Source organism: Cysteiniphilum sp. QT6929 (genome assembly GCF_030035755.1).
Classification (GTDB): domain Bacteria; phylum Pseudomonadota; class Gammaproteobacteria; order Francisellales; family Francisellaceae; genus Caedibacter; species Caedibacter litoralis.
The window spans coordinates 2151065-2176964 of sequence record NZ_CP103983.1 but is presented as its reverse complement, the minus strand read 5'-3'; the positions used below and the strand labels follow the sequence as shown (position 1 = coordinate 2176964).

The window sequence follows — 25900 nt, the reverse complement described above, 5'->3', positions numbered from 1 at the left end:
AGAAAAAGTTCGTAACTCCAATGTTTAACACAAACTTGGATGCTGTTGCAAAACACACTAAGAAGGATTTTAAACCCACAACAAGGAGAACAACTCTATGAAAGCTACAAAATCATTAATCATCGCTTCAGCTTTAGCATTTGGCATGTCAACACACGCCTTTGCTGATAGTAACTTTCAAAGCAATGATATGAATAACGGTTATGCCAATGGTCAAAATGGACAAAGCAGCCAAGTGACTGATGCAAACAGTACAAATAATGATAAATCGAGTGACATGAAATGTGGCACTGGTAGCTGCGGCAGTGATCACACTACGGATAAATCACAAGATGGTAAATGTGGCTCAGGTTCATGTGGTGCTTCATCTGATAAAAGCAGTGATATGAAATGCGGTTCTGGCAGCTGTGGCAGTGACGATGACAGCGGCGACAATGATAATGGCGACCAATAAACAATAACAAGGACAAACGCATGCTAGATCACCAAGCCATAGGACTTGGACTGCGTCAGGAGTTTTTTGACGCGCTATTGCAGAGCCCTCAGGGGGTTGATTTTATTGAAATAGCGCCTGAGAACTGGATTGGCATAGGTGGTCGTCGCGCGCACTTACTTAAAAAATATCGTGAACAATTCCCCATCGTACTGCATGGATTAAGCTTATCGATTGGTGGGGTATCCCCCTTAAATATTGATTTTATCAAACGCATTAAAGCCTTTATGCGTGAGCATCAGATTACTGTATACAGTGAACATTTAAGCTATTGCTCAGATCAGCAAGGCTACTTATATGACTTGTTACCCTTGCCTTTTAGTGAAGAGATGGTTAAGCACGTCACTACACGTATCGAGCAAGTACAAGATATTCTAGAGTGCCCATTGATTCTAGAAAATGCATCCTACTATGCAGCCCCTGGGCAAATACTCAGTGAAATTGATTTTATTCAAGCAGTCGTTTCTGAATCCGGTTGCAGGCTACTGCTAGATGTGAATAATGTTTATGTCAATAGTGTTAATCATGGTTATGACCCACAGCAATTTATCAAGCAATTGCCCAGTGACAAAATCGACTATATCCACGTTGCCGGTCATTGGCAGAAATCCCCACAACTCATTATCGATACTCATGGTGAAGATGTGATCGATCCGGTGTGGCAGCTTCTTTGTTACTGCTACCAAACACATGGCTTCTTTCCAACCTTGCTTGAGCGTGATTTCAACCTACCTCCTTTGGCGAGTTTAAAGCGCGAGCTTCAAACCATTGCCCAAATTCAGCAACAGGTTTATTCAAGGGAGCCCGTATGAGCTATAAGATAATGACTGATTTTACCTGTAATTTACGCCAGCAAAATGCATCAAAAGACATTCCTAATATCAATCATGAACAAATGGGAATTTATCAAAATCTTATTTACAACAACATCAATAACACTTTAAAGCGTGCATTTCCTATCAGTGTTAGCATTTTATCAAAGGAGCAATGGCGCATATTAACCCTAGGATTTCTTGCCCACTACGAAAGTAAAAGCCCTTATTTTTATGATTTGCCCAAGCAATTCGTTGAACATATCAATACGATAGCGACACTGCCTTGGTCTTTTTTGCATGAGCTTATGCACTATGAGTGGGTTGAACTAGATGTTGAGCTATCTGTTGAGAGTGAAACTAACCCAGACTCTAATGCTCACTTCATGACGAATAACAGTACTCGCGTACTTGTCTATCGCTATCCAGTGCATCAAATATCTAAAGACTTCACTCCCGAAAAACCACCACTAAATCCAACTTTTCTTGTGGTTTATCGCAATATCAACTTTAAAGTATTGTTTATGGAAGTAAATTTGTTAAGTGCTCATTTATTAGAGCTATTGATGACGGAACCCCAAAGTATTGATCAAGCAATTACGACTGCCGCGCGCAATTTATCGCTACCTGTAAGTGAGGACTTATTGCAAAATGGCAGAGCGCTCTGCCAGTCGTATATTGACAAGAATATTCTTATCCCAATTTAACTCATCACTCCCAGCAGGCAATTGGAGTGCGTGTAATTGCGCCACCATTGGCGACTAGCGTTAAATTAGGACAATCACCACTATCTGCTGTTTGTGATCCAGTTGGTGTTGCAATAACTGTATAACCACTGCTTGTAACACCTGTTAAGCTCATATCATAAAAACCTCTTGTTGAGGTCGTTCCTGACCACACATTAGTAAGCGTTGCTGTGTAAGTGCCTGAGCTTAACGCCCATGCTTCTTCATTCATTGCAATTAGATTGATTGAGCTTACTGCATCGGCTCGATGCGCCTTTAGCACGTAATTGCTATACATCGGAATGGCGATTGCCGCTAACACGGCAATCACTGCCACGATGATTAATAATTCTATCAATGAGAAACCTTGTGTTTTAGCATTCCTGTTTATTTTTTTAAGAGACATTTTTATACTCGCTATCCATGTTTATGCACCTAGTATATACCGCCCGCAAACCACTTTACAGTATTTCTGTCATTGAATTTCTAGTGTTTTTAGATGATTGAATTTTGCCAATAGTCCAAGCTATTACCTGCAACCCAATCATCTAAAAGCATCAAAAACTTCTTCGACACTGAACACCGCAAAATGATTTACGAACGGTATGAAAGACTTTCACACAGCAGCCGACAAAAAACTCAAATTTTAAGAATATTTAAATCTAGCGCTTGACAGCCTTTTAAAACCTCCCTAGAATGCAGCTTCAGTTTCGGGGCTATAGCTCAGCTGGGAGAGCGCTTGCATGGCATGCAAGAGGTCAGCGGTTCGATCCCGCTTAGCTCCACCAGTAAACTGATATGACACAAGTTTGTGTCCCCATCGTCTAGAGGCCTAGGACACCGCCCTTTCACGGCGGTAACAGGGGTTCGAATCCCCTTGGGGACGCCATCATTAAAACCGCGTTAAGCGGTTTTTTTGTTTCTAAAGTTAAACATTTTCACGCTTAAAACATCTTCAGCAATGCTATATACCCATTATCAATCGCTTTGCGGTGTTTAATGGTTTGTGATGGGTATATATATGCTATACTTTGCAGCATTATGAACAACACGAGCAGCATATGGGTAAAGAACTCGTTCCTAAAAAAAACACCTTACCAATACCAGCACTTTCTGATACGGATGGCTTAGATAGCTACATCCGCTTTGCCAGCAGTATCCCGATGCTTTCCGAAGAAGAAGAAAAAGAACTAGCGCATCGCTTACGCCAACAAAATGATATTGATGCGGCACAAAAGCTGATTCTTTCACACTTGCGCTTTGTCGTTAAAGTCGCACGTGGATTTTCGGGTTATGGTTTACCAATTACTGATTTGATTCAGGAAGGTAATATCGGCTTAATGAAAGCAGTACGACGCTTTGATCCTGATGTCGGTGTGCGTCTTGTTTCCTTTGCTGTGCATTGGGTTAAAGCCGAAATGCATGACTATATTTTGAAAAACTGGCGTATTGTTAAAATCGCGACGACCAAGGCGCAACGCAAACTGTTTTTTAATTTGAGAAGTAGCAAAGAACGCTTGGGTTGGTTTAGTGATGAAGAAATCCAAAGTGTCGCTAAAGAGCTAGGTGTTAAGCCTGAAACCGTCCTTGAAATGGAGAAACGCATGAATGCCTATGATATGGCATTTGATGCACCGGTTGAAGAATCAGATGATGAGTCAAGTTTTCATCCGGCTTTATATCTTGAAGATCAATCAAGAAACCCCGAGCAGACAGCTGTTGAAGATGACTATGAGGAAAAAGTTCAAGGTAAATTACAAGAAGCCATTGACAAGCTTGATGCACGCAGTAAAGACATCATCTTATCCCGCTGGTTTGCTGAAGATAAACTCACCCTTCATGATTTAGCAGCAAAGCATGATGTATCCGCCGAGCGCATTCGCCAAATTGAAGAACTGGCTATGGATAAGCTCAAACGCGCTGTTACGCGCATCTGAATCACTTCGCTATTGTCAGCTCCGCCATGCCATCGGCTTTAGTTAGGCTAAGACTTATGATTAACGCACCTAACCAAAGTACCAGCATCGCATAAAAGCTGTAGTGATATACCTCAGCACTTGGACTAAAAAGTGATAAATTAAACACACTTAACATACTGCTTAAAACAATCGCTGTTAATGCCACACCCATCGATGCCGCAAATTGACGAATTGTGAGATCAATTGACGTTGCATTAGCTGCTTGATCCGCATTGAGATCCATATAGGTTAATGCGCCAATGGCTGAACCGATCAAAATCGTACTCGAGCCATACAAAAACTCAACAATCACAATATAAATAACCGAGCTATGCTGCTCAATCTGCGCAATACCCACAAGCCAGATCATTGCCAAAATCAGATTTACCTGCAAAACAGCTTTAAAGCCAAAGCGCGAAATAATACGATTGGCGAACCCTCTAAAGGTCAAATAACCTACAGCAATAGGCAAAGTCAGAAGTCCAGAGGTTGCCGCATCAAAACCAAAACCTTCTTGATACATCAAAGGCAGCAATAGTGAAACACCTGCTGTTAATGCAAATGATATGGCGTTCATTGACACAGCTGTTTTGAATGTTTTGACTTTAAAAACAATCAAATCAAGTACTGGATTAACCTTCTTCAAACAATGCACCACCAGTATCAGCAATAACACGATGCCGATCACAATACTTGTATAAACAACACCCTTACTGACAATATCATAATGCCCAATCATCTCGACCCCGAAGGTGACAATTACCAAAGCAAAACCAGCAATCAAAAACCCAACAATATCAAAGCGCTTTAGCGTCTTAGCAACATGCTGCTGAATATAAATAAATCCCGCGATCAACGCCAAACAACCAATTGGCAGATTAATAAAGAAGATCCAGTGCCAACTTAGACTATCGCATATTATCCCACCGACAAAAGGACCCAATACATAACCGAGCATCGCAGGCGTGAAGATAACCCCTTGCACCTTGATCAGCTCTTTGCGTGAGAATAATCGCAAGATAATAATCCGTGCCACAGGCGTCATAAAGGCGCCACCGACACCTTGTAAAAAGCGACAAAGCGTTAACATTACCACCGAGTTTGATACCCCGCAAGCAAGTGATGACAAAGTGAAAACTATGACCGCAAATAAAAATACTCTCTTTGTGCCAAAGCGATCCGTACACCAACCACTAATCGGAATAAAGATGGCAAGACTGATGTAATAACTTGCTACCGCAAATTTAAGCAAAATCGGGCTTATACCAAAATCCCTGGCAATGCTAGGAATAGCGGTATTAATAATAGTGAGATCTAAAAACTCCATAAAAATCACCACTGCAACAATCAAAGGCACTATCCGACGAATCGCCACCATCGATAGATCTGACACTTCACCACCCTCTCCAACATAAAACCCGCGTTAAGTCTATGCGAATACTATGCCTGTATCAAATGAAATTCATACCCATCACAAACCATTTTACAGAATTTCTTGCGTTGCATTTCACGCGCTTTTACACAGTTGAATTTTAGCAATAGTCCTAGCTATTACCTGCAATCCAACTTTGAAAAACCCCTGCAAACTGCTTTGCAACTAAACACCGCAAAATGATTTACAATGGGTATCATCACCCCAAAGTTTAAATTTTTCTGCGTTTATACAGTAAGAGCACGCTACATCCCAAAAATTGACGAGATAAATATCTGCAAACAAATAAGCACAAGTAATACCAACATTGGCGAAAAGTCCATACCACTTTGTGTTGGCGGGATAATTCTGCGTGCTTTTCTAAGCAATGGTTCGGTCAACTGGTGCAATGCCATTAAAGCAGGATTATATGAGCCTTGCGCAAACCAGCTGGCAATCGAGCGAATAAAGATCAAGATAATATACATCCAGATCACCGTTAGAATAAGCTTTATCACTGCAACAAACCAAATAATAGCCCATGGGATATAAAAGCTTTTTGCACTTAGCATTTGTATTAAAATAATTTGCAACAATAACACAACATATGCCAAAACAAGGGCGGCAAAATCCAGACCAAAAAAACCAGGAATAATGCGACGCAATGGTTTTAACAAGGGGTTAGTGACACGCATGATCAACTGACAAAACGGGTTATAAAAATCAGCCTTTACCCATTGTAAAAAAAACCTAAGCAGTACGGCATAAGCAAATAAGCTAAAGATAATCTCTATTAAGAAAAGTCCAACATTATTAACGGCATTGATCATACTTTATCCTTTTGTTCATTATGTGTTAACGCATTACCAAACTGGCTTGCCAGCTCTTGTGAGCGTGAGAGATTCTCTTTGATTGCTTTTGCAATACTCTCTTTAAAACCTGTTTCTGAGAAAGCTTTTAATGCCGCAGCGGTCACCCCTCCTTTTGAGGTGACATTTTGACGCAAGTGTGACAAGGTTTGTGTGCTCTCTAGTGCCATTTTGCTTGCACCAAAGGCGGTTTGCGTCACGAGCAATGCCGCTTGCTTTTCACTTAGTCCTAGTGATATTGCCACATCAATCATATGCTCCATCATCAAGAAAAAGTAAGCCGGTCCTGAGCCTGAAATCGCTGTTGTGACATCAATTAAGCTCTCATGATCAACCCACGTAATAACACCAACCTTACGCATAATTTGCTCAGCCATCTCTTTTTGCTGACGCGAGACATATTCATTAGCAAAGAGCGCGCTCGCTCCGCAGCCAATAAGACTTGGCGTATTGGGCATAGCGCGCACAATCGCATAGTCACCGACAAGCCAATGCGCAATTTGCGCCAAGGTAATACCCGCTGCAATCGATATAAACAGCGGTTTATTCTGCTTATGTAATGCCGTTTTAACCGTAAACATCAGCTCTTTTAACGATTGTGGTTTAACGCATAACATAATAATATCGGCATTTTTCACGGCATCCTCAACACTTTGTGTTGTCTTAACACGAAACAGCTGATTAAGCATATCCAGTTTCTCTTGGTTGCGATCAACCACCGTAATCGATTGACCAGAAACACCATCATTAACTAACCCCGCGATAATACTTCTTGCCATATTACCGCCACCTAAAAAGCAAATTTGAGCATTAACCATTATTAAATCCTTTTTCTTATTTCTTTTACATCTTTTTAAACTTTATTAATTATTGGCATCTACACTTTTTCTACTTCAACACCCCGCCTCGCAAGCTCGGCACCCCTCTTGCAAAGAGGGGAATATAAAATCATCCTTGCCTAATTCCCCTCTTTACAAGAGGGGTGGCAGCCGTAGGCTGACGGGGTGTTTTAAAATCATAGTTTTTTTCTAAAATGCTAACTCCAACTAATTATTCTTTATACATTTCTTTTTTGTCTACGCAATTGCGCATTCACAACCCTCATATAAATATGATCATAAATATAATTAAAAACAAGCGCATAGCACAAATAAAAAAACACAAAACCTAAGTTCACCGTAAATGCCGCAATAAAAGGTAAATGTAACAACATAATCACAAAAGGCACACTAACCAGACATAACGATAACTCAAATAAACAAGCATGCACGACCCTTAACCAAAATTTCCGTTTAAAGCGCATACCACCACATTTGTTTTCAATCACATCAAATAGCCAGTTATAAATAAAGTTCCAAAGCATTGCCGCAATCGCAAGAATAACAGCCAAAGCGCCCAGTGCGACTGCGTTTTTCTTAAGCACAAAATACGATAATGGAATCACAATCAAAAGAGCGATGAATTCAAACGATAACATATGGACAATACGTCCTTTGATGCTCATTTTTTGCTGACTCATGCTATCTGTCATCGTATTTAAAAATTTTAATATCGTGCATTGTTTCAAATTGATTCCTTAAACTCAAGGTTTTGTAACCACTTCACTGATCTTTTCGCGTAACAGCTACACCAAACTTGCTAATCACAATCGAGCCAATAGCGGCAATAATCCCGCCAATGACAGAAAGAATACTTGGAATTTCGGATAAGAAAATAGCCGCTAAAATCAACGTGAATATTGGCATGAGATGCAAAGCGCTCGATAAACAACAATGCTGAAGGTCAAATATCAGCCTATCTGTTGCGCTGAAAATGTAAAATATCGCTATTTCCGTTCAGGCACTAGATAATATTTTTGCTTTCCATTTTATAAAAACCCCTTTATCCTATAGCCTGATTTTTTAACGCGACTAACAGATGGGGGATTTATGCCCAATGGAGAGAACAACTAATAATAAGAAACCACTCATTAGCATTCGTAATTTAGTCAAACGCTTTGATGATGGTCATACTGCCGTTGATGGCATTTCTTTAGATATTTATCCAAAAGAGTTTTTCGCCCTGCTTGGCAGCTCAGGAAGTGGTAAGAGTACTTTACTTAGACTTTTAGCAGGGTTTGAACAACCAACTGATGGCAAGATACTCATTGATGGCGTGGATATGACCAATATCCCACCATATAATCGCCCGATTAATATGATGTTTCAATCTTATGCACTGTTTCCACATATGACGATTGAGCAAAATATCATGTTCGGTTTAAAACAAGATAAACTGCCAAAAGATGAGATTATTAAGCGCACGGCATCCGCACTTAAGATTATTAAGATGGAGCATTTAGCCAAACGTAAACCACATCAATTATCTGGCGGTCAACGTCAACGCGCTGCATTAGCACGTTGCTTGGCAAAGCGACCTAAGCTTATTTTGCTAGATGAGCCATTATCAGCCCTTGATAAAAACTTACGTGATCAAATGAAGTTTGAACTAGTAGACATCCAAGAGCAGACCGGTAGTACCTTTATCATGGTCACGCATGATCAAGAGGAAGCAATGACGATGGCGTCACGTATTGGTATTATGTCTGAAGGTTGGCTTGAACAAGTAAGTCCTCCACAAGAGGTTTATGAGTTCCCTAAAACGCGCTTTGTTGCTAATTTTATTGGTAAAAGTGCGATTTTTGAGGGTGCCATTAGTGAGATCAATGATGACTCAAGTGTTATTGACTCCGATGAAACTAAGTGCTCATTTAAACTCGATCGCCGCATTGATGGTGTTGAAGCCCAACAAATCTGGGTTGGACTCCGACCTGAGAAAATATCTATCTCGAAAACGCCACCTGAAGATTATAACCCAAGTCAACCAGTCAATACGATCGTTGGTAAAGTTAAAGATATCGCCTATATGGGTGGTTTATCAACTTATCACGTTGAAAGTGCAAGCGGCAAACGTATCACAGCAACAGACTTTAACGTTGAGCGTAATGCCGATCACCCAACTTGGGAAGATACGGTTTATCTGACATGGGAGCCTGAAAACATTATGGTGTTGTACTCATGAAATGGCTTCATAACCTTGATCCTCATTTTGTGCATAAGTGGCAAAATCGCTTTGTTATTTTGGTGCCCATGTTATGGTTTATGGTGTTTTTGCTCATACCTTTTTTGTTTGTTTTAACGATAAGCTTCACATTACCTGCTAATGGCACCCCACCTTTCACTGCCATTTTACAATACACTGACCATACATTGCATATTATTTTACATCTAAGTAACTATATGCAAACGCTCAGTTCTAACTTAGTGTTTATTGCCCTGTTTGACTCAGTTAGTGTCGCCTTTTTTACGACAATTCTGTGTATTCTCATCGGCTATCCAATGGCGTTAGCACTATCGCGCATCAAACGCAAAAATGTTCAGCTGATTTTTCTGATCATGATTATTATCCCTTACTGGACATCATTTTTATTGCGAACTTACGCATGGGTGACACTTCTTGGCAATCATCAACTTAATGTCTTTTTGATGAAATTAGGCTTACCAAGCATGGCACTACTATACAATAACTTCTCAATGTATTTAGGGATGGTTTATTGCTATCTGCCCTTTCTGGTATTACCCCTGTATGCCACATTAATTAAATTGGATCCTATTTTAAATGATGCTGCAGCTGATTTAGGCGCTACACCAGTCAAGACATTTTTTAAAGTGACTTTGCCACTTTCCATGCCTGGGCTTATCGCTGGAAGCCTACTGGTATTTATCCCTGCGGTCGGCGAGGTGGTAGTGCCGCAAATCATGGGTGGATTAAATAGTGTTATGATCGGTAGTGTTATCTGGGAGCAATTCTTTACTGCCAATAACTGGGGAATGTCAGCAGCGATGTCTGTTATCTTATTGATTATTTTGGTGATCCCTGTGATTTGGATGCAAAAAATCCAACAACGTCAGGCAAAAGCTTCTGGGAGTCTATAATGCGTATTTCCTCTTTTTTTTCATACAGTAAAGTAATGCTCATTCTAGGCTTGATATTTCTATACATCCCTTTAGGGATTCTTATCCTTTTTTCATTTAGTAATTCACAAATCATTAACTTATGGGGTGGGTTTACCTTAGATTGGTATAAAGAACTCTTTCAAGATGGGGATATTATTAGTGCTGCTTTAATCAGCTTACAAGTTGCCCTTATTGCCTCATTGTGTGCGACAGTACTTGGCACCATGGTGGCCTATATCATGACGCGCTTTAACTACTTCAGAAGTAAAAACTTCCTTTATGGCATGGTCATCACACCTCTGGTGCTTCCAGATATTGTGCTTGGGGTCTCACTGTTGTTGATGTTTACCTCTTTACAGAATCTCATCGGTTGGCCACATGGGCGCGGTATGATGACAATTATCATCGCACACATTACCTTTTGTACTGCCTATGTGACGATTGTCATGCAAGCGCGTATTGCCAGTGCTGATCGCTCTATTGAGGAAGCAGCAATGGACTTAGGTGCCAAGCCTGCTAAAATTTTCTTTCAGATTACCCTGCCACAGATCATTCCCTCATTGATTGCCTCATTTTTATTAGCATTTACGTTATCGATTGATGATTTGGTTATTACTGAATTTGTCGCCGGCAGCAGCGACCCTACCTTGCCAATGTATATTTATTCAACGGTTAAAAATGGACCAACACCTGAAATTAACGCATTAGCCACATTAATGATTGCCATCATTTCAACCTGCGTTGTTGTGGGGGCATACATTGCCTTTAAGATGGAAAATAAGCGTAAAAAACAAAAGCAAAAATAAATCAACGTGATCATAAAAAACACACTTGACATCTGGCAACAGATCGCGACAATGGCAACATCTTAAAATATAAATACTAAATTAAATAATTTCTATGCAGAAAAAATACTTGCTTTGCTTAAGCACATTGACCTCATTATTGCCTTTGTGTTTATCGGCAAATACAAGTATTAGCTTTGAACCAGTCGCTTATCAAGCCTTACCCGACTGGGATTGTGGCGATCAAATGCAAGCCTATCAAGCGCTACAGATTTCATGCAAAGCCATTGTCAAAAATAATAATTACAACAAAGCATGGCAAAGTAGCTGCCAGAATATATTAGCTGTATCAGCCCATACCGATCGACGTGCGCGTGAGATGATTGAGCAAAACTTCTCGCCATTTCAGGTACGTTATAATGATGAATCACAAGGTCTTTTTACGGGTTACTATGCACCAGCTATCGCAGGCAGTTTATATCGTACCGCTGAATTTCCTGTTCCTATTTATAAAACCCCTGCTGATTTAATCCAGAAAAAAACAGCTTCAGGCACACAATACGGACGCATGGTTAATGGTAAATTCACACCTTATTACACGCGTGAAGAAATTGCCAAAAATAACTTTTTCACGCGCAAAGACGTGATTGCGTGGGTGAGCTCTCGCGTTGAGCGCACCTTTTTGCAGATTCAGGGATCTGGTCGCATTGAACTGACTAATGGTGATAGCATTCTTGTTGGTTATGATAGTCAAAATGGTCAACCTTACCGCCCAATTGGTCGCTATTTACTTGAAAACAAGCTTATGCCTCGTGAGGATATTACAATGCAATCGATCAAGAAGTGGTTATATGATCACCCCAAAGATGCTGATAAAGTATTAAATTATGACCCTTCGTTTGTTTTCTTCCGCGTGCTTAGCCATGGTAATCCCATTGGTGCCCAAGGTGTACCATTAACGCCAGGTTATTCCATTGCTGTTGATAGTAAGTTCTACCAATATGGCACACCTGTTTGGTTGAGTACAACCTATCAGGGTAATCACAATAAAACGCATAAACTCGATCGTCTAATGATTGCCCAAGATACCGGAGGAGCCATTCGTGGGGCGATTCGTGGTGATGTATTTTGGGGCAGTGGCAGCGAGGCTGAGTATTACGCAGGACACATGAAGAATTTGGGCAAAATGTTTGTGCTTCTGCCAAGAGCAGACGCTCTTCACCTTGCCAAAAAATAACTCCTTTTTAAAGTATCAAAAAACGCCAATCAAGATTTGCCTTATCTTAAGCAATTGCCGATAATGTAGCACATTACACTTTAAAGATTTCAATATTACTAAACATGTCTATTCTCGATAAAAAGCGCTATTTACAAGATGTTCTTCAATTTGCAAGTCGCGTACTGCATAAGAAAAATATCGATGCTTTTGAAATCAATTGCAGCTATGACCAAGGACATGTTATTGCCGTTCGCGATCAACAGACCGAAACCTTAGAGTACAATGTTACTCAGCAGTTGAGTGTTACCATTTATCATCAAGGCAAAACCGGCTATGCTGAAACCTCTGATCTCAGTGAAAAAAGCATTCTATCGATTATCGATAATGCCAAAACCATCGCCAACTTTACCGAGAAAGACCCTTTTGCCGGAGTCATTGATAAGCGCTTCCTATGCACACCATCTGAAATGCCTGAGCTTTATCAGCCTATTGCAAACTTTAGTATTGATAAACTCATTGATCATGCCAAGCATTGCGAGGCAATAGCATTGGAGAGCAATGACATTGATCATTCTGAAGGCGTTGACATTGATAGTTTTGAGATCTTGCATGGCTTTGCTAATAGTCATGGTTTTTTGCATGTGTATCCTGAGACACGTCACAGCATCGGCATGGGGCTTATTGCCAAAGATAATCATGGCATGCAACGTGATAATGCTTACTATAGCGCGCATGATTTTACCACACTGCCAAGTATTGATCATATCGCTAAGCTTGCGCTTAAGCGTACGCTAGATCGCAGAAACCCACGACGCATGCAAAGTCAGCAATTGCCAATTCTCCTATCGCCAGCTATTGCCCGCTCATTTTGGAGTGCCTTATTGTCCGCCATCAAAGGACAACGCCAATACCATAAAGATACTTTCCTTTTGGATAAAATTGATCAATCAGTCATTTCTGAAGATATCAGCCTTATTGAAAATCCTAATATTCCACAAGCACTTGGCAATCAACTTTATGATAACGAAGGCGTTAACTTGGGTAAAAACCCGATTATTACCCATGGCGTTTTAAATCGCTATTTATTAAGTAGTTATAGCGCACGTCAGCTAAAGCGTGAAACCACAGGTAACGCCGGTGGTATAAGTAACTTAACAGTTCATAGCAGCAACACTCAATCGTATGACAACCTGATTAAATCAATCGATAAGGGTGTGATTATCCATGAAACCATGGGGCAAGGCTTTCATATTACCACGGGTGATTATTCACAAGGTGCTATGGGCTATTATGTTGAGAAAGGTGAAATTTGCTACCCGGTTGATAACTTTACCATTGCCGGCAATCTAAGCGACATGCTGCAAAATATTATTGCCACGGGTGATGATATTGAGCCTTTTTCACGCATCCGAAGTGGCTCACTACTCATAAAACAATGTAGCATCAGTGGTGAGTAAATGATTCAAGCACTTATTATTCTATCAGCATTAATTCTTGGTTATTTTATTGACCTGAAATTCTTATCTAACAAGCTGATGAATAAACTACTGTCAGCGATGATTAGCCTGATTATTGCGGTCATGGGTTATAACTTTGGCGAGCTTATCTATAAACTGCAAGGTGAACTTGTTTCAATGCTTGGCATTACCTTAAGCTTTATTGCTGCCCTGTTTACTATCAATGTATTAGCAGTCTATGGTTATTTGCGTTTAAAGCCAAAACGCGCAATCAAAGCGCATCACGACATGGTCAAGGCACAAAGCCCGCTAAAACCGATTCTAACCAGTTGCAAATATCTCCTTTACCTTGTTATTGGTACGTTACTTGGACTATTTATCAACAAACCCCTTTTGCATATCGAACTTATTATTGATGCCATTTTAATCCTGACTTTATTTATTATTGGGATCCAAATGCGCCGCGAAGGTCATTCTCTCACTCAAATTCTCAAGAATAAAACAGGCATTATGATTGCAATTATCTTAATGATCAGCTCTCTTGCCGTTGGCGCTGTTTTAGGACTTTTCTTTGATATTCCATTATCACATGCATTAATGCTCACAAGCGGCTTTGGCTGGTATAGTTTAGCCAGTATATTAAATGCTCAACTGATTGATGCCCACTTCGGTACAATGACATTTTTTATCGATTTCTCACGTGAGATTATCGCGATTATTGTGATTCCAGTATTGGCAAAACGCATTCCTACTGAACTGGTGAGTTATAGCGGTGCCACGGCAATGGATTTTAGTCTACCAGTCATTAAAGATCATATCGGTATTCAAGCCGTACCTGTCGCCATTAGTAGTGGATTTGTATTAACTCTGGCAACGCCGATTCTTATTCCACTATTTAACCTTATTCCCTTTTAAATTTCTAAGGATTGTTATGCAAGATGAATTATTAATCCAAAAAGCGCAAACACTAGGTTTGAATAATATTAAACGCCATATTTTTTTATGCTGCGATCAAAGCGTTGATAAATGTTGCAACAAAGATGACTCTCTCGTTGCTTGGGATTATCTAAAAAAACGGTTATCTGAGCTTAAACTCTCACAATCTGGTGAAGTCTATCGCACCAAAGCCAATTGCCTACGCGTGTGCACGCAAGGCCCTATTGCTGTTGTTTATCCTGAAGGAGTATGGTATCACTCATGCACCCCCGAAGTTCTTGAAGAGATTATTCAGTCGCATTTAATTGGTGGCAAGATCGTGACAAAATATCAAATTAAAAATTGGACTTAAAAGTCATTACCAATTGAGTTAATATTAGGTGACATTTGATACTTACTTCACCCTTGAACACTACAACATATCAATAATTACATAGATTAAAATCAACCTGAATAACCACAGGGATACGACTTCAGGGCATTTTTTAACAATGCGAATACCAATCGGTGTGCCGATAACTGAACCAACCAACAATCCACAAAAGGCAGGTAAATATAAATACCCCAAGCTATACGCAGGAATCCCCGCAGCATGATAACTGGACACTAGCATGGTGATGGTCGCGACGAGACCCGTTGGGAAAGCGGTTGCTGCCGCCATTGCTGCACAATTTTTCATTGGATAATGGTAGTGTTTCATATATGGATTAACAATACTTGAACCACCAATACCAACAATACTTGATAATAATCCCGTGGTACTGCCAAGAAAAATGCATGAACCTTTAGATGGCATCACAACATCTTCACTCGCGTGTTCTTTCTTCAAACGAAATGTCTTAATAAGACTTACTAATAGCACGACGGCAAACAAAATCTCAATCGCTCTTGCAGGCATAAACTCACTAATCATGGTGCCTAAAATCGCACCAACAAAGATCATTGGCAACGCATTTTTTAGAATTGTTAGCACTAAATGCCCATGTTTATAATGTTTATAAGCATTATAAAATGCATTGATCATAATAAATGCCAATGATGTTGAAACCGCTAAATGAATAGCTATCACATTTGACATCCCTTGATATTTACAAACCACTAACATCAATGGAATGATGATAGCGCCACCACCTGCGCCTACCCACGCAGACAAAACACCCGTGACAATGCCAGCCATTAAATAAATCATTAATACAATCATCAAATCAACCTTTCGCAAAAATTTATTATGTGATTATTCTAACAAGCGCTACACTATAGATAAAATGAATTAAATAAATTAAAGTCATTCAAAGATGGAATCAATGAAGAATATCCGCGCCTTTCTAGCCGTTGCTGAAACCCAATCATTTACTGCCGCGGCTGATAAATTATTTTTGACACAACCGACGATTACCAAACGTATCTCACAACTTGAATCACAGTTAAATAATCAACTATTTCATCGCACAGGATCTCTGGTTCAACTTACTGGCGCAGGCAAAGCTCTTATCCCTGACGCTAATCATTTAATCCAAGCGTGGAGTAGTCTTGAGCACAAAATGCAACTTTTCCAAGACGATGTTATCGGTGATTTAAGCATTAGTTGCAATTATCATCTGGGACTCAATTTTTTGCCCAAAATACTTAAAGAATTTACATCTAAATACCCAAAAGTAAATATCAAACTCGACTCAACCTACTCATTACCGATCATTGAGAAGGTGAGCGCACTCGAAGCAGAAATTGGTTTAATTACCATAAAAGAGAATATGCCTGAAAATATTGACTGCCATATCCTACAAAAAAATCGTGTTATCGCTGTTATTGCTAAAAATCATCCATTTTGGCAGCAAAATGGTGATATTGTGCAGCGCTTAAATGAAATTCCTGTGCTATCTCCAGCACCTGAGAATAGGCATCATACAGTTTTGCATATACTACTGGATAAACATAAGATCCGCTCGCCTGAGCTTAGTAACATCAATATGCTTGAAATCATTAAAAGACTTGTTGAATCAGGCTTTGGCTGGTCGATTATTACTGAGGATATGATGTCAGATAAACTCAGAGAATTACCACTTATCGATACACCAATATATATTAATAGTGCTTGTATTTATCATAAAAAAGTCGAGCTATCGCGTGCAGCCAAGGCTTTTCTTGAGATATGTCAAAAGGTTTCTTAAATCAAGCTCCCAACTTAGTTATGGCGACTTCTTTTTTCCAACAACGCGTCTAATACTACCGGATGTACATAGTCAGCCACTCGATGGGGGTCAATTTTAGACACTTGACGAATCATTGTTGATGATAAACACGTATATTTTTCATCCGGTGTTAAAAAGATCGTTTCAAACTTTTTATTTAAATGCCGATTAATATTTGCCATCTGAAACTCATAGTCAAAATCAGAAACCGCACGCAATCCGCGAATGACGGCATTTGCACCCATTTCATCAATAAAGTCAGCAATCAATCCTTGTAAGCGCACAACACGCACATTAGGCATGTCAGATAAGACTTCAGAGGTGATTTTAAAGCGCTCCTTCTCAGTAAAGAGTGTTGACTTGCCATTACCTGTTGAAATAGCAACAATCACTTCATCAAATAAAGATTTCGCGCGTTTAATTAAATCAATATGCCCTAAACTAATAGGATCAAATGTCCCAGGATACACTACTTTTATCATGGCTTAAATCCTTTGCTAACCTAAAAAAGTCCAAGCTCAAGCTTTGCTTCTTCCGTCATCATTTCAGAATTCCATGGCGGATCAAATACCAATACCACATCGGCCTTATCAACATTGGCAAATTGTTTAAGCTTGTCTTCAACATCCTGTACCAATACAGGACCCATGCCACACCCTGGAGCAGTGAGTGTCATCTGCACACCGATGTGATAGTTGCCACTGTCCAAACGCGTGGTTGAAATATCATAAATCAGACCCAAATCAACGATGTTCACAGGGATCTCAGGATCATAAACCGTGCGTAGTTGATCCCATAAAAGATCAAGATTCACCTCATCTTTAGCTTGAATATTAGCTTTATCACTTGGCAAAAGCACTACCTCTCGATTAATCGCATCGGCATCTTTGCCATCAAGATAGACAAGGTTACCCATCACATTTAGCGTGAAGCTTGCACCCATTGCTTGCGTTACCAGCACTTCCTGACCTGGTAACAAAGTCATTTTCTCACCATAGGGAACTGTGGTTACTTCAACTTCACGGCGTAAAATAGCAACATCAGACATTTTCATTATTATTTTAATCCTTCTTGTTGCACGGTGAAACTCTCACCACAACCACAACGCGCTGACTCATTGGGATTATTATAAACAAGTTGTGATAAACCTAATTCTCTTTTGACATGATCTATTTCAAGACCATTAACATATTGTAATGCCTTAGGATCCACGAAAAACAAAATCCCTTCCTCATCAATCTTAATAAAACCTTCAGGAATTTCCTTAATCGGTTCAACAACATAAGCCAAGCCTGAACAGCCTGTTGTTGTAATACCAATCTTGATGGCAAGCGATTGGGTTTTTGCCAAATGGTTCTTAAAATGCGTTAAAGCCGCTTGAGTGAATGTTACTGGCTGCTCTCTTTTTGGGTCAAATTTTTCTATCATCGTAATCTATCTTTAACTTCACTTGTAAATAGCACCGCCATGGTATCATTTACTTATGCTTTTTTCTAAAGGTTTTAATGTGTTTGCAGTTTATACCCAGCCACTCCCATGACTTCCAATAATGCAAGATAGACAACATCCAACTGCTCCAAAGGCAGTTGCATCAAAGATCCAGCGATCTAAATGTATAATACTCCCCGACCTCTTCTTTGAGGCGTTGCCAACGCCCTTCTTTCTTACACTATTCTGTGACGTTGGATATGCCTGCCCTCTGGCGGCATAATAATATCGTCGTGAACCAGTTTTGCTGTGATTTTCAAAGCCGCTCCAATTTCATGGGGTATTATAATGATGGTAATTAATATTATCCAAACTATATTAATCCGCCTTACGACGTAGGAAAGTAGGAATATCTAAATATTCATTATCTGTTTCAGCCGCTACTTTTTGCTCTTTTTCGACTTCTTGTGCTTCAACTGATGGCGCTTGGCGTCTTAAGGTATTATTTGAGTTAAAGGCGTTATTCTCTGGCGCTTTAAATGATACATTTTGGCGACCATAAGGGCTTGCTGGCTTTTGACCTGACGCCCCACTAACAAACGTTGCATTACCACCTGCCGTTTCAAGCCCAGTTACAACGATAGTTACACGCAACTCATCCGACATATCCTGATCAATCACCGTACCAACAACAACGGTTGCTTGATCTGAAGTAAAGGCTTTAATCACATCGCCAACTTCTTCAAATTCACCGATAGACATATCCATGCCTGCCGTGATATTAACAAGCACACCTTTAGCACCGGCTAAATTCACATCTTCTAATAATGGACTTGCCACAGCGGCTTCCGCTGCCTCTCGTGCACGATTTTCACCAGATGCTGTTGCTGTACCCATCATTGCCACACCCATTGCTGACATTACCGTTCTCACATCCGCAAAGTCGACGTTGATCAAACCTGGGCGTGTGATCAATTCAGCAATACCTTGTACCGCGCCTTGTAATACACCATTAGCTGCTTTAAATGCGTCTAATAAACTAATGTTTTTACCCAACACACTCAGTAGTTTTGCATTAGGGATCGTAATCAATGAGTCAACACTTTGTGATAACTCGCTAATACCATACTCAGCCAATTGCATTCTGCGACGCCCTTCAAATGGGAATGGTTTAGTCACAACTGCTACGGTTAAAATACCCATTTCTTTAGCAACTTCAGCGATCACGGGAGCTGCACCTGTACCGGTACCACCACCCATGCCGGCAGTAATAAATACCATATCAGCACCTTCTAGTGCTTGCTGAATACGGGCACGATCTTCTTGTGCTGCGCGCTTGCCCACTTCAGGGTTAGCACCTGCACCTAGACCTTTTGTCAATTCATTACCGATTTGAATCGCATGACGAGCGCTTGAGTTCTTAAGCGCTTGTGAGTCAGTGTTTGCACAAATAAACTCAACGCCTTCGATATTTTGTGTCAACATATGCTCAACGGCATTGCCGCCACCGCCACCAACACCAATTACTTTAATAACCGCATTGTCTGTCAACGATTCTGAAACTTCAAACATGTAATGTACTCCTTTTATAAAACTATATTTTAACTCTTAACTCTTAACTCTTAACTCTTAACTCTTAACTCTTAACTCTTAACTCTTAACTCTTAACTCTTAACAAGTTTACTATCTTATTTATGCTTTTTAGAATATTAAAAATGCTTACCAAACCAACCTTTCATTTTGCCCCACATACCAGAGTTATCGGCATCTTCTTCATATGCCACTTGACCTTCTTCTATCTGCATATGACTATATTTAATCAAGCCTACACCTGTTGAATGTACGGGATTATGCAGTACATCTTGAACACCGGTGATATTTGTAGGACCACCAATACGCACGGGTACTTTAAAGATTTCCTCTGCTAATGGTGCGATACCTCGCATCTTAGCCGCACCACCGGTTAATACGATACCGGCTGAAATTGCTTCTAATAAATTATTCTTATCTAGCGCCTCATACACGATACCGAATAATTCTTCTGTTCTTGCTTCAATAACACCTGCAAGCGTTTGCAAAGGCACGCGTCGCGCTAAACGATCCGCAAGCCCCGGAATCTCAATCGCATCATCAGACTTAACCAAATTACTCATTGAGCAGCCATATTGAATCTTGATCCGCTCAGCAGTATCTGTCGCCACACGCAAAGCATGTGCTATATCACTGGTAATCTGGCTACCTGCAATTGGAATAACCGAAGTATATTTGATGGCACCTTCGATAAATACAGCCACATCAGTTGTACCTGCACCAATATCAATTAAACAAACGCCTAATTCTTTTTCATCATCAGTTAAAACGGCATAGCTGGAAGCAAGCTGCTCAAGCACGATGTCTTGAACCTTAATCCCACAACGGTTAACACATTTCTTGATGTTCTGCACAGCACTTGAAGAGGCAGTCACCATATGAACTTTGGCCTCTAAACGTACACCAGACATACCCAATGGCTCTTTGATGCCATTGTGATTATCGATCATGAAATCTTGGTACAAAATATGCAGAATCTCTTGATCTGCCGGCATCGGTACGGCTTTTGCTGACTCGATAACACGATCTAAATCACGTTGTGATACTTCAGCGCTCTCAATAGCAACAACTCCATGTGAGTCAAAGCTACGAATATGACTGCCAGCAATACCGATATAGGCTTCTTTAATGCTAAAGCCGCAGACATCTTCGGCTTCTTGCACGGCTTTTTGAATGGCTTTGACCGTCGCATCAATATTGACAATCACGCCCTTTTTAAGACCTTTTGAAGGCTGCGTCCCAATACCAATGATATTGATCTGATCATCTTCATTTAACTCTGCCACCAAAGCCACAACTTTTGACGTTCCGATATCAATGGCACATAATATCTTCTTTTCCACGATTTCAGACATATTCTAGATACTCATTCCAGTTTTAGTGTTTTAACTTACGTCGTATTCTTTTGTTACTCACCCTGACCCTCAATGATATTTACGTATCATTTCTGACCAACAACAAGGGCAAATCAACCTAAGCTAAGGGTTTCAAACAAATTGCTGTATACTCTAACATAAATTCGGCAAAACTGAATCTTGCTTACACGGTAAACTTACGATTTTTTGCGAATTTTAACCTTTTTGGGCATCATTATCCGCCGCTTTGAAGCCAACAGCAAAACCACTATGATAACGCATATCAACAGTGGCTAATTTCTGCCCCTTAGGGATTTCAATACTTTTGTAGTTTTGTAATAACTGTAATAGCTTTTGCTCAATCCGACTTGAACCTAGCCATACCTTAACATCGCTATTTAATGTCACTTGCCATTGATTGCCTTGAAAACTAATATCACGAACGCTAAAGCCATTATCTACAGCCACTTTCTGCAAACGCCCATACCCATTTTCTATCGTATCAATATTGCTTTTATCACCATAAAAAATAGGTAGATTCATCGATCCTGAGAAATACTTCGGCGCAATGACTTCTTTATCTTCAAGTAATATTTCATTGCGCGAGTTCCAGTAGGCTTTCGGTTGATATTCTGTTAACTCAACGATCAACTGATCTGGCCATTGTTTTTGCACTTTGATTTCTTTAATTCCTGGGTATTGTTTAATCGCTTGTGTTACATCATCAACATTAAGTTCCCACCACGTGTCTTGTTGAAATGGTTTGATCAAATCAACGATTTGTGGTTTTGAGATATAATCAAGCTCACCTTTTGTTACAATTGCCACTTTCTGCAAATGCGCACTACTTTCCTTAAATACATAACGCACGCCCAGCAAGAGTGCAACAACAATTAAGACAAAGCACGTTGATTTAAGATATAGCTTTAGCTTCATAGCGAACTTTCGAGTATTTTTAGCACGAGGCTTTCAAAATCCCACCCATGCGCCTTAGCCGCTTGCGGCACCAAGCTTAAATTGGTCATTCCCGGCACTGTATTGACTTCAATCAGATACAGTTCATTGTCTTTTGATAACATAAAATCAACACGCCCCCAGCCACTGCATCCTACCGCTGAGAATGCTTGAAGTGCGATATTTTTAAGACTTTGTTCCATATCTGACGTTACCCCGCTTGGGCAGTGATAGGAAGTTGCAGCTTCCTTGGTATATTTAGCTTCATAGGTGTAAAACTCAAGCTTTGGCTCAATCCAAATCGATGGCAATGCAGTCTGATCGACAATCGAAACAGTAAGCTCTTTGCCTTCAATCCACTCTTCTGCCATCACCTCACCATATTGCGAGGCATCCTCATAGGCTTTCGCTAAAGCGCCCATTGATAACACCTTATGAATCCCAACACTTGAGCCCTGCGTGGTCGGTTTAACTGCTAATGGAAATCTTAAACCTGACACATCCAATGATGCATCGATTATTTTTGACTTAGGCGTTAATAAACCTTCCGCTTGCCATAGCTTTTTAGTACGCATTTTATCCATTGCTAAAGCACAACCTAAAGTATCTGAGCCCGTATAAGGGATCTCAAGTTGATGCAACAAAGCCTGGACATGCCCATCCTCACCATCACCACCATGAAGCATAATCAAACAACGATCTAAAGAAGCATTGACAATTTGATGCACCAATTCTTTACCTGATGCATCAATCGCAACAACATCAATACCAAGCGTCTTTAATGCCGCGATTACCGCAGCACCTGAACGTAATGAGACTTCGCGCTCAGCAGAGCTTCCACCGTATAACACCCCAACTTTGCCAAATGTATGCTTTAAATGTGACAAGCAAAACTCCTAAAACAGCAAATCATATAAATGGCAAATATGTTAGTCAGATTCGCCTAGTTTATCCAGCGCAATCTGGCAGCAAATGTCCTTACCTGCATCTATGAACTAGTATATACTATGCCAAATTTTTAATACTTCACTATACACATGATTGAAATAGCCGTTCCAACACCTCATACGACACCCGATGAGCTGCCGTTAAACAAGCTCGAAAAACGTCTTTTGCGTAAAGTCGGACATGCAATTGAAGACTTTAATATGATCGAAGCCAATGACAAGGTCATGGTCTGTTTATCTGGGGGTAAGGACTCTTATACCTTACTTCAACTGTTATTGATTCTACAAAAGAAAGCACCTATCCACTTTGATATTATCGCGGTGAACCTTGATCAAAAACAACCTAGCTTCCCAGAGGAGATATTGCCTGAATATCTGGGTAAGCTTGGCATTGAATATCATATTATCGAGCGCGACACCTATAGTGTGGTTAAGCGCGTGATCCCCGAGGGCAAGACAACTTGCGGCTTATGCTCACGCATGCGCCGTGGGATTTTGTATGATTTCGCGCATGAGCATAAAGTCACTAAAATTGCCTTAGGACATCACAAAGATGACATTATTGAAACCTTCTTTTTAAACCTTTTTTATAATGGTCAGATCAAGGCAATGCCAGCTAAACTTAAAAGTGATGACGAGCGTAATATCGTCATTCGCCCATTAGCCTATGTAGCAGAAAATGAAATCATAGCTTACGCCCAACACATGAATTTCCCAATCATTCCTTGTAATCTATGTGGCTCACAAGAGAATCTACAACGCAAAAAAATCAAAGAAATGCTCAGTGATATGGAAATACAAACACCCGGACGCAAAGAAGTAATTTTCTCTTCACTGCAAAAGGTTGCCCCATCTCAACTACTAGATCACACACTATTTGATTTTAAATCTCTATAGCGCACCTAGCCCACTTGTGGTGCGTGAAGCCAAGTAAAAACCTCACACACCACATCCCCCTGCGCTTTCACTTGGGCATAGTAACACCTAATATTGATGCGTGAATAGCCATTTAATGTAACAATTTGTTTACATTTGTTAATGCCATCGACCTGAAAACTAGCTAGATTTAAGGCTTAACTCATAGCTCATAACACAATTAAAAGGATGCATGATGCCGCAAGAACACCTCAGCTATAATACCCCAAGAAATTTAAACAGTATCTTTTGAAATCAACTTCCGATATATTGTTGAAAGTGAAATGAATAGAGGGCGTATTTATGAGCACAAAAAGGACAAGTTACTCATCCGAGTTTAAGGTCAAAGTTGTATTGGAATTATTGGCAAATGAGCTTACGTTAGCAGAGCTTGCTAGCAAACATAATATAACCACAAAAAACATCCAAAACTGGAAGAAAATCTTCTTGGATAATGCAGTTATTGCTATGGAGCCAGCCAAGGCGGTTAAAGAGTACAAATCTGAAAATGATAAGCTTCAACATGAGGTGGATAAGTATGCCAAGAAAGTTGGTCAACTTACGATTGAAAGGGATTGGCTTGAGGGAAAGCTCGCAAGCTTGGACTTATCAACTAAAAAATCTATGGTGGAGTCCAAGCTAGAAAATATTTCCATAGTTAAGCAATGCCAATTATTAGGTATAAATCGAGGCAACTGCTATTACACGCCTAAAATCAATAAGGAAGCACTTAAAATTAAAGCGCATATCCAGAAAATCCATGAAGAAATCCCTATTTATGGTGCGCTGAAGGTTCATCAGCAATTACTTGAGGATGGATTTAGTGTCAGCGTGAATACGGTGCAGAAATACCGTCAGGAAATGGGCTTAAAAGCGGTGTTGGCTGTCAGGTTTCCTAATTTGTCCGAGCCTTGTAAACAGCATGTTAAATACACTTATAAACTGCGTGGTATTAATATTTGTCGCGTTAACCAAGTGTGGTCTACTGATATCACGTATGTGAAGCTTAAGGGTGGTATGGTTTATCTTGCTGCGATAATTGATTGGTATTCAAAAGCCGTATTAAGTTGGCGTATATCGAATACGATGGATAGTAGCCTGGTAATGAGTGTTTTGCATGAAGCCCTTGATCGCTTTGGCAACCCTGAGATTTTTAACACTGACCAAGGCAGTCAATATACCTCGCATATACATACTGAGGCATTATCCAGTAGAGGTATTACTATCTCAATGGATGGTAAAGGGCGAGCTACTGATAACATTTGTATTGAGCGTTTTTGGCGCAGTGCAAAATGCGAGCGAATTTATCTTAATGAATATGGTTCTTTGCCTGAGCTTAGGTCTGATCTTGCTGATTATATTGATTTTTATAATCACCGTAGATTTCATGAGAGCTTGGGATACAAAAAACCAATGAATGTGTACAAAGAAGGTGCTATTGACTTTAAAAGTCAGGTGCAAAAAACATTGCAGGTTGCATGACATGTATAGGAATAAGAATTTTTAAAAAACTGTATTGACACTTTGGGGTAGAATACTTTAGTTTAAGCATATCTGTTAACCAATCTTTCTTTGCTTTACAAAATGCCTCTATTGCCACCCAATTATCCGCGCCGCAAATAACGGCACTTAAAGTCATAAATAAAATGTCTATCAGTTTATGTTTCTTGCATCTATTAACTCTCGGATCTTTTACAGACTCAAAGTGTGTGAAAATTGACGAAGTTACTGTGTTTTCTGTCATTGTCAGGCTTTATTTTCAGAATTTTTCACAAATTTCAGCAAAAATCAACAACTTTTAAATGCGATTGCCCTGAGGTGTTATATAAGTAATATTGCATGTTATTTTGTAAACTGTTAAT

The 25900-nt window shown here is 40.0% G+C and carries 29 protein-coding genes and 2 tRNA genes; 16 read left to right on the top strand and 15 right to left on the bottom strand.

Annotation, left to right across the window (positions count from 1 at the left end; translation table 11 throughout):
* The first annotated feature begins 97 nt into the window (after nucleotides 1-97).
* From NYP54_RS09535 to NYP54_RS09525, 3 genes are read left to right on the top strand one after another with little or no spacing between them, the layout of a single operon-like run.
* Nucleotides 98-454 carry a hypothetical protein gene (locus tag NYP54_RS09535; protein ID WP_283156308.1) on the top strand — a complete coding sequence of 119 codons (357 nt, stop codon included), beginning with the start codon at nucleotides 98-100 and terminating at the stop codon, nucleotides 452-454.
* A gap of 20 nt (nucleotides 455-474) precedes the next feature.
* Complete coding sequence (locus NYP54_RS09530) at nucleotides 475-1305, top strand: DUF692 domain-containing protein (protein ID WP_283156307.1); 831 nt, start codon at nucleotides 475-477, stop codon at nucleotides 1303-1305.
* Nucleotides 1302-2012 carry a putative DNA-binding domain-containing protein gene (locus NYP54_RS09525; protein ID WP_283156306.1) on the top strand — a complete coding sequence of 237 codons (711 nt, stop codon included), beginning with the start codon at nucleotides 1302-1304 and terminating at the stop codon, nucleotides 2010-2012. The genes NYP54_RS09530 and NYP54_RS09525 overlap by 4 nt, the downstream gene beginning before the upstream one ends.
* Before the next feature lie 4 nt (nucleotides 2013-2016).
* Here the strand turns inward: NYP54_RS09525 and NYP54_RS09520 are convergent, their stop codons facing one another.
* Nucleotides 2017-2436: a type IV pilin protein gene (locus NYP54_RS09520; RefSeq protein WP_283156305.1), complete on the bottom strand. Its 420-nt coding sequence runs from the start codon at nucleotides 2434-2436 to the stop codon at nucleotides 2017-2019.
* A gap of 306 nt (nucleotides 2437-2742) precedes the next feature.
* Here NYP54_RS09520 and NYP54_RS09515 point away from each other — a divergent pair.
* The 3 genes from NYP54_RS09515 to rpoH all read left to right on the top strand — a co-directional run bounded on the left by NYP54_RS09515 (nucleotide 2743) and on the right by rpoH (nucleotide 3967).
* Nucleotides 2743-2818, top strand: a tRNA-Ala gene (locus NYP54_RS09515).
* Between the two features lie 25 nt (nucleotides 2819-2843).
* A tRNA-Glu gene (locus NYP54_RS09510) sits at nucleotides 2844-2919 on the top strand.
* 172 nt (nucleotides 2920-3091) lie between these two features.
* A complete protein-coding gene (gene rpoH / locus NYP54_RS09505; protein ID WP_117002365.1) occupies nucleotides 3092-3967 on the top strand; it encodes an RNA polymerase sigma factor RpoH in 876 nt (291 codons plus the stop codon).
* Between the two features lies 1 nt (nucleotide 3968).
* Here rpoH and NYP54_RS09500 read toward each other — a convergent pair whose 3' ends face one another.
* The 5 genes from NYP54_RS09500 to NYP54_RS09480 all read right to left on the bottom strand — a co-directional run bounded on the left by NYP54_RS09500 (nucleotide 3969) and on the right by NYP54_RS09480 (nucleotide 8013).
* Nucleotides 3969-5381: a DHA2 family efflux MFS transporter permease subunit gene (locus NYP54_RS09500; protein ID WP_283156304.1), complete on the bottom strand. Its 1413-nt coding sequence runs from the start codon at nucleotides 5379-5381 to the stop codon at nucleotides 3969-3971.
* Nucleotides 5382-5665: 284 nt separating this feature from the next.
* The gene (locus tag NYP54_RS09495; RefSeq protein WP_283156303.1) at nucleotides 5666-6229 is read right to left on the bottom strand and encodes a YggT family protein; all 564 of its coding nucleotides are present in this window, start codon (nucleotides 6227-6229) and stop codon (nucleotides 5666-5668) included.
* The gene (gene proC, locus NYP54_RS09490; protein WP_283156302.1) at nucleotides 6226-7086 is read right to left on the bottom strand and encodes a pyrroline-5-carboxylate reductase; all 861 of its coding nucleotides are present in this window, start codon (nucleotides 7084-7086) and stop codon (nucleotides 6226-6228) included. Before proC ends, NYP54_RS09495 begins: the two co-directional genes overlap by 4 nt.
* A 239-nt stretch (nucleotides 7087-7325) precedes the next feature.
* The gene (locus NYP54_RS09485) at nucleotides 7326-7787 is read right to left on the bottom strand and encodes a PACE efflux transporter (protein WP_157968236.1); all 462 of its coding nucleotides are present in this window, start codon (nucleotides 7785-7787) and stop codon (nucleotides 7326-7328) included.
* Nucleotides 7788-7869: 82 nt separating this feature from the next.
* Complete coding sequence (locus NYP54_RS09480; RefSeq protein WP_283156301.1) at nucleotides 7870-8013, bottom strand: hypothetical protein; 144 nt, start codon at nucleotides 8011-8013, stop codon at nucleotides 7870-7872.
* Between the two features lie 190 nt (nucleotides 8014-8203).
* Here NYP54_RS09480 and potA point away from each other — a divergent pair, with 190 nt between their 5' ends.
* The 7 genes from potA to NYP54_RS09445 all read left to right on the top strand — a co-directional run bounded on the left by potA (nucleotide 8204) and on the right by NYP54_RS09445 (nucleotide 15012).
* On the top strand, nucleotides 8204-9328 hold the full coding sequence (gene potA, locus NYP54_RS09475; RefSeq protein ID WP_117002350.1) for a polyamine ABC transporter ATP-binding protein: 1125 nt from the start codon (nucleotides 8204-8206) through the stop codon (nucleotides 9326-9328).
* Nucleotides 9325-10242 (top strand): ABC transporter permease subunit, encoded by a 918-nt coding sequence (locus tag NYP54_RS09470; RefSeq protein WP_283156300.1) that lies wholly within the window; start codon nucleotides 9325-9327, stop codon nucleotides 10240-10242. Before potA ends, NYP54_RS09470 begins: the two co-directional genes overlap by 4 nt.
* Nucleotides 10242-11069, top strand: coding sequence for an ABC transporter permease subunit (locus NYP54_RS09465; RefSeq protein WP_283156299.1), 828 nt, complete (start codon nucleotides 10242-10244; stop codon nucleotides 11067-11069). Before NYP54_RS09470 ends, NYP54_RS09465 begins: the two co-directional genes overlap by 1 nt.
* A gap of 94 nt (nucleotides 11070-11163) precedes the next feature.
* Nucleotides 11164-12285 (top strand): MltA domain-containing protein, encoded by a 1122-nt coding sequence (locus NYP54_RS09460; RefSeq protein ID WP_283156298.1) that lies wholly within the window; start codon nucleotides 11164-11166, stop codon nucleotides 12283-12285.
* A gap of 104 nt (nucleotides 12286-12389) precedes the next feature.
* Nucleotides 12390-13724: a metallopeptidase TldD-related protein gene (locus NYP54_RS09455; protein WP_283156297.1), complete on the top strand. Its 1335-nt coding sequence runs from the start codon at nucleotides 12390-12392 to the stop codon at nucleotides 13722-13724.
* Entirely contained in the window at nucleotides 13725-14639 is a 915-nt protein-coding gene (locus tag NYP54_RS09450; protein WP_283156296.1) for a lysine exporter LysO family protein, read from the top strand.
* A 16-nt stretch (nucleotides 14640-14655) separates the two neighbouring features.
* Nucleotides 14656-15012: a (2Fe-2S) ferredoxin domain-containing protein gene (locus tag NYP54_RS09445; RefSeq protein ID WP_283156295.1), complete on the top strand. Its 357-nt coding sequence runs from the start codon at nucleotides 14656-14658 to the stop codon at nucleotides 15010-15012.
* 60 nt (nucleotides 15013-15072) lie between these two features.
* On the opposite strand, the gene NYP54_RS09440 is transcribed toward NYP54_RS09445, so the two are convergent.
* Nucleotides 15073-15861 carry a sulfite exporter TauE/SafE family protein gene (locus tag NYP54_RS09440; RefSeq protein WP_283156294.1) on the bottom strand — a complete coding sequence of 263 codons (789 nt, stop codon included), beginning with the start codon at nucleotides 15859-15861 and terminating at the stop codon, nucleotides 15073-15075.
* Nucleotides 15862-15964: 103 nt separating this feature from the next.
* Here NYP54_RS09440 and NYP54_RS09435 point away from each other — a divergent pair, with 103 nt between their 5' ends.
* Nucleotides 15965-16828 carry a LysR family transcriptional regulator gene (locus NYP54_RS09435; RefSeq protein WP_283156293.1) on the top strand — a complete coding sequence of 288 codons (864 nt, stop codon included), beginning with the start codon at nucleotides 15965-15967 and terminating at the stop codon, nucleotides 16826-16828.
* 14 nt (nucleotides 16829-16842) lie between these two features.
* Here the strand turns inward: NYP54_RS09435 and coaD are convergent, their stop codons facing one another.
* The 7 genes from coaD to NYP54_RS09400 form a co-directional block, all read right to left on the bottom strand.
* Nucleotides 16843-17331, bottom strand: a complete 489-nt coding sequence (coaD, locus tag NYP54_RS09430; RefSeq protein WP_283156292.1) for a pantetheine-phosphate adenylyltransferase — start codon at nucleotides 17329-17331, stop codon at nucleotides 16843-16845.
* 20 nt (nucleotides 17332-17351) lie between these two features.
* Nucleotides 17352-17903: a putative Fe-S cluster assembly protein SufT gene (gene sufT / locus NYP54_RS09425; RefSeq protein ID WP_283156291.1), complete on the bottom strand. Its 552-nt coding sequence runs from the start codon at nucleotides 17901-17903 to the stop codon at nucleotides 17352-17354.
* Between the two features lie 2 nt (nucleotides 17904-17905).
* Nucleotides 17906-18277, bottom strand: a complete 372-nt coding sequence (locus tag NYP54_RS09420) for an iron-sulfur cluster assembly accessory protein (RefSeq protein WP_283156290.1) — start codon at nucleotides 18275-18277, stop codon at nucleotides 17906-17908.
* Between the two features lie 378 nt (nucleotides 18278-18655).
* Nucleotides 18656-19849 carry a cell division protein FtsZ gene (ftsZ, locus tag NYP54_RS09415; protein WP_283156289.1) on the bottom strand — a complete coding sequence of 398 codons (1194 nt, stop codon included), beginning with the start codon at nucleotides 19847-19849 and terminating at the stop codon, nucleotides 18656-18658.
* A 137-nt stretch (nucleotides 19850-19986) separates the two neighbouring features.
* Nucleotides 19987-21222 (bottom strand): cell division protein FtsA, encoded by a 1236-nt coding sequence (ftsA, locus tag NYP54_RS09410; RefSeq protein WP_283156288.1) that lies wholly within the window; start codon nucleotides 21220-21222, stop codon nucleotides 19987-19989.
* A gap of 216 nt (nucleotides 21223-21438) precedes the next feature.
* Complete coding sequence (locus NYP54_RS09405) at nucleotides 21439-22158, bottom strand: FtsQ-type POTRA domain-containing protein (RefSeq protein WP_283156287.1); 720 nt, start codon at nucleotides 22156-22158, stop codon at nucleotides 21439-21441.
* Nucleotides 22155-23063, bottom strand: coding sequence for a D-alanine--D-alanine ligase (locus NYP54_RS09400; RefSeq protein WP_283156286.1), 909 nt, complete (start codon nucleotides 23061-23063; stop codon nucleotides 22155-22157). The genes NYP54_RS09405 and NYP54_RS09400 overlap by 4 nt, the downstream gene beginning before the upstream one ends.
* Before the next feature lie 150 nt (nucleotides 23064-23213).
* Between NYP54_RS09400 and ttcA the strand changes: the two genes are divergently transcribed.
* Nucleotides 23214-24020: a tRNA 2-thiocytidine(32) synthetase TtcA gene (ttcA, locus tag NYP54_RS09395; protein ID WP_283156285.1), complete on the top strand. Its 807-nt coding sequence runs from the start codon at nucleotides 23214-23216 to the stop codon at nucleotides 24018-24020.
* Between the two features lie 321 nt (nucleotides 24021-24341).
* Nucleotides 24342-25520 (top strand): IS3 family transposase, encoded by a 1179-nt coding sequence (locus tag NYP54_RS09390; protein WP_283156284.1) that lies wholly within the window; start codon nucleotides 24342-24344, stop codon nucleotides 25518-25520.
* Here the strand turns inward: NYP54_RS09390 and NYP54_RS09385 are convergent.
* Entirely contained in the window at nucleotides 25483-25782 is a 300-nt protein-coding gene (locus NYP54_RS09385; protein ID WP_283156283.1) for a transposase family protein, read from the bottom strand. The genes NYP54_RS09390 and NYP54_RS09385 overlap by 38 nt on opposite strands.
* Nucleotides 25783-25900: the final 118 nt, after the last annotated feature.

What these genes read in the sequence shown, in the direction of transcription:
- coaD (WP_283156292.1), bottom strand. Translation starts at nt 17,331, where the DNA reads ATGATAAAAGTAGTGTATCCTGGGACATTTGATCCTATTAGTTTAGGG.
- NYP54_RS09455 (WP_283156297.1), top strand. Translation starts at nt 12,390, where the DNA reads ATGTCTATTCTCGATAAAAAGCGCTATTTACAAGATGTTCTTCAATTT.
- NYP54_RS09435 (WP_283156293.1), top strand. Translation starts at nt 15,965, where the DNA reads ATGAAGAATATCCGCGCCTTTCTAGCCGTTGCTGAAACCCAATCATTT.
- NYP54_RS09520 (WP_283156305.1), bottom strand. Translation starts at nt 2,436, where the DNA reads ATGTCTCTTAAAAAAATAAACAGGAATGCTAAAACACAAGGTTTCTCA.
- NYP54_RS09535 (WP_283156308.1), top strand. Translation starts at nt 98, where the DNA reads ATGAAAGCTACAAAATCATTAATCATCGCTTCAGCTTTAGCATTTGGC.
- NYP54_RS09495 (WP_283156303.1), bottom strand. Translation starts at nt 6,229, where the DNA reads ATGATCAATGCCGTTAATAATGTTGGACTTTTCTTAATAGAGATTATC.
- NYP54_RS09525 (WP_283156306.1), top strand. Translation starts at nt 1,302, where the DNA reads ATGAGCTATAAGATAATGACTGATTTTACCTGTAATTTACGCCAGCAA.
- NYP54_RS09460 (WP_283156298.1), top strand. Translation starts at nt 11,164, where the DNA reads ATGCAGAAAAAATACTTGCTTTGCTTAAGCACATTGACCTCATTATTG.
- ttcA (WP_283156285.1), top strand. Translation starts at nt 23,214, where the DNA reads ATGATTGAAATAGCCGTTCCAACACCTCATACGACACCCGATGAGCTG.
- ftsA (WP_283156288.1), bottom strand. Translation starts at nt 21,222, where the DNA reads ATGTCTGAAATCGTGGAAAAGAAGATATTATGTGCCATTGATATCGGA.
- NYP54_RS09485 (WP_157968236.1), bottom strand. Translation starts at nt 7,787, where the DNA reads ATGAGTCAGCAAAAAATGAGCATCAAAGGACGTATTGTCCATATGTTA.
- NYP54_RS09530 (WP_283156307.1), top strand. Translation starts at nt 475, where the DNA reads ATGCTAGATCACCAAGCCATAGGACTTGGACTGCGTCAGGAGTTTTTT.
- NYP54_RS09470 (WP_283156300.1), top strand. Translation starts at nt 9,325, where the DNA reads ATGAAATGGCTTCATAACCTTGATCCTCATTTTGTGCATAAGTGGCAA.
- sufT (WP_283156291.1), bottom strand. Translation starts at nt 17,903, where the DNA reads ATGAAAATGTCTGATGTTGCTATTTTACGCCGTGAAGTTGAAGTAACC.
- ftsZ (WP_283156289.1), bottom strand. Translation starts at nt 19,849, where the DNA reads ATGTTTGAAGTTTCAGAATCGTTGACAGACAATGCGGTTATTAAAGTA.
- potA (WP_117002350.1), top strand. Translation starts at nt 8,204, where the DNA reads ATGGAGAGAACAACTAATAATAAGAAACCACTCATTAGCATTCGTAAT.
- NYP54_RS09445 (WP_283156295.1), top strand. Translation starts at nt 14,656, where the DNA reads ATGCAAGATGAATTATTAATCCAAAAAGCGCAAACACTAGGTTTGAAT.
- NYP54_RS09420 (WP_283156290.1), bottom strand. Translation starts at nt 18,277, where the DNA reads ATGATAGAAAAATTTGACCCAAAAAGAGAGCAGCCAGTAACATTCACT.
- NYP54_RS09465 (WP_283156299.1), top strand. Translation starts at nt 10,242, where the DNA reads ATGCGTATTTCCTCTTTTTTTTCATACAGTAAAGTAATGCTCATTCTA.
- rpoH (WP_117002365.1), top strand. Translation starts at nt 3,092, where the DNA reads ATGGGTAAAGAACTCGTTCCTAAAAAAAACACCTTACCAATACCAGCA.
- NYP54_RS09390 (WP_283156284.1), top strand. Translation starts at nt 24,342, where the DNA reads ATGAGCACAAAAAGGACAAGTTACTCATCCGAGTTTAAGGTCAAAGTT.
- NYP54_RS09480 (WP_283156301.1), bottom strand. Translation starts at nt 8,013, where the DNA reads ATGCCAATATTCACGTTGATTTTAGCGGCTATTTTCTTATCCGAAATT.
- NYP54_RS09385 (WP_283156283.1), bottom strand. Translation starts at nt 25,782, where the DNA reads ATGACAGAAAACACAGTAACTTCGTCAATTTTCACACACTTTGAGTCT.
- proC (WP_283156302.1), bottom strand. Translation starts at nt 7,086, where the DNA reads ATGGTTAATGCTCAAATTTGCTTTTTAGGTGGCGGTAATATGGCAAGA.
- NYP54_RS09405 (WP_283156287.1), bottom strand. Translation starts at nt 22,158, where the DNA reads ATGAAGCTAAAGCTATATCTTAAATCAACGTGCTTTGTCTTAATTGTT.
- NYP54_RS09440 (WP_283156294.1), bottom strand. Translation starts at nt 15,861, where the DNA reads ATGATTGTATTAATGATTTATTTAATGGCTGGCATTGTCACGGGTGTT.
- NYP54_RS09450 (WP_283156296.1), top strand. Translation starts at nt 13,725, where the DNA reads ATGATTCAAGCACTTATTATTCTATCAGCATTAATTCTTGGTTATTTT.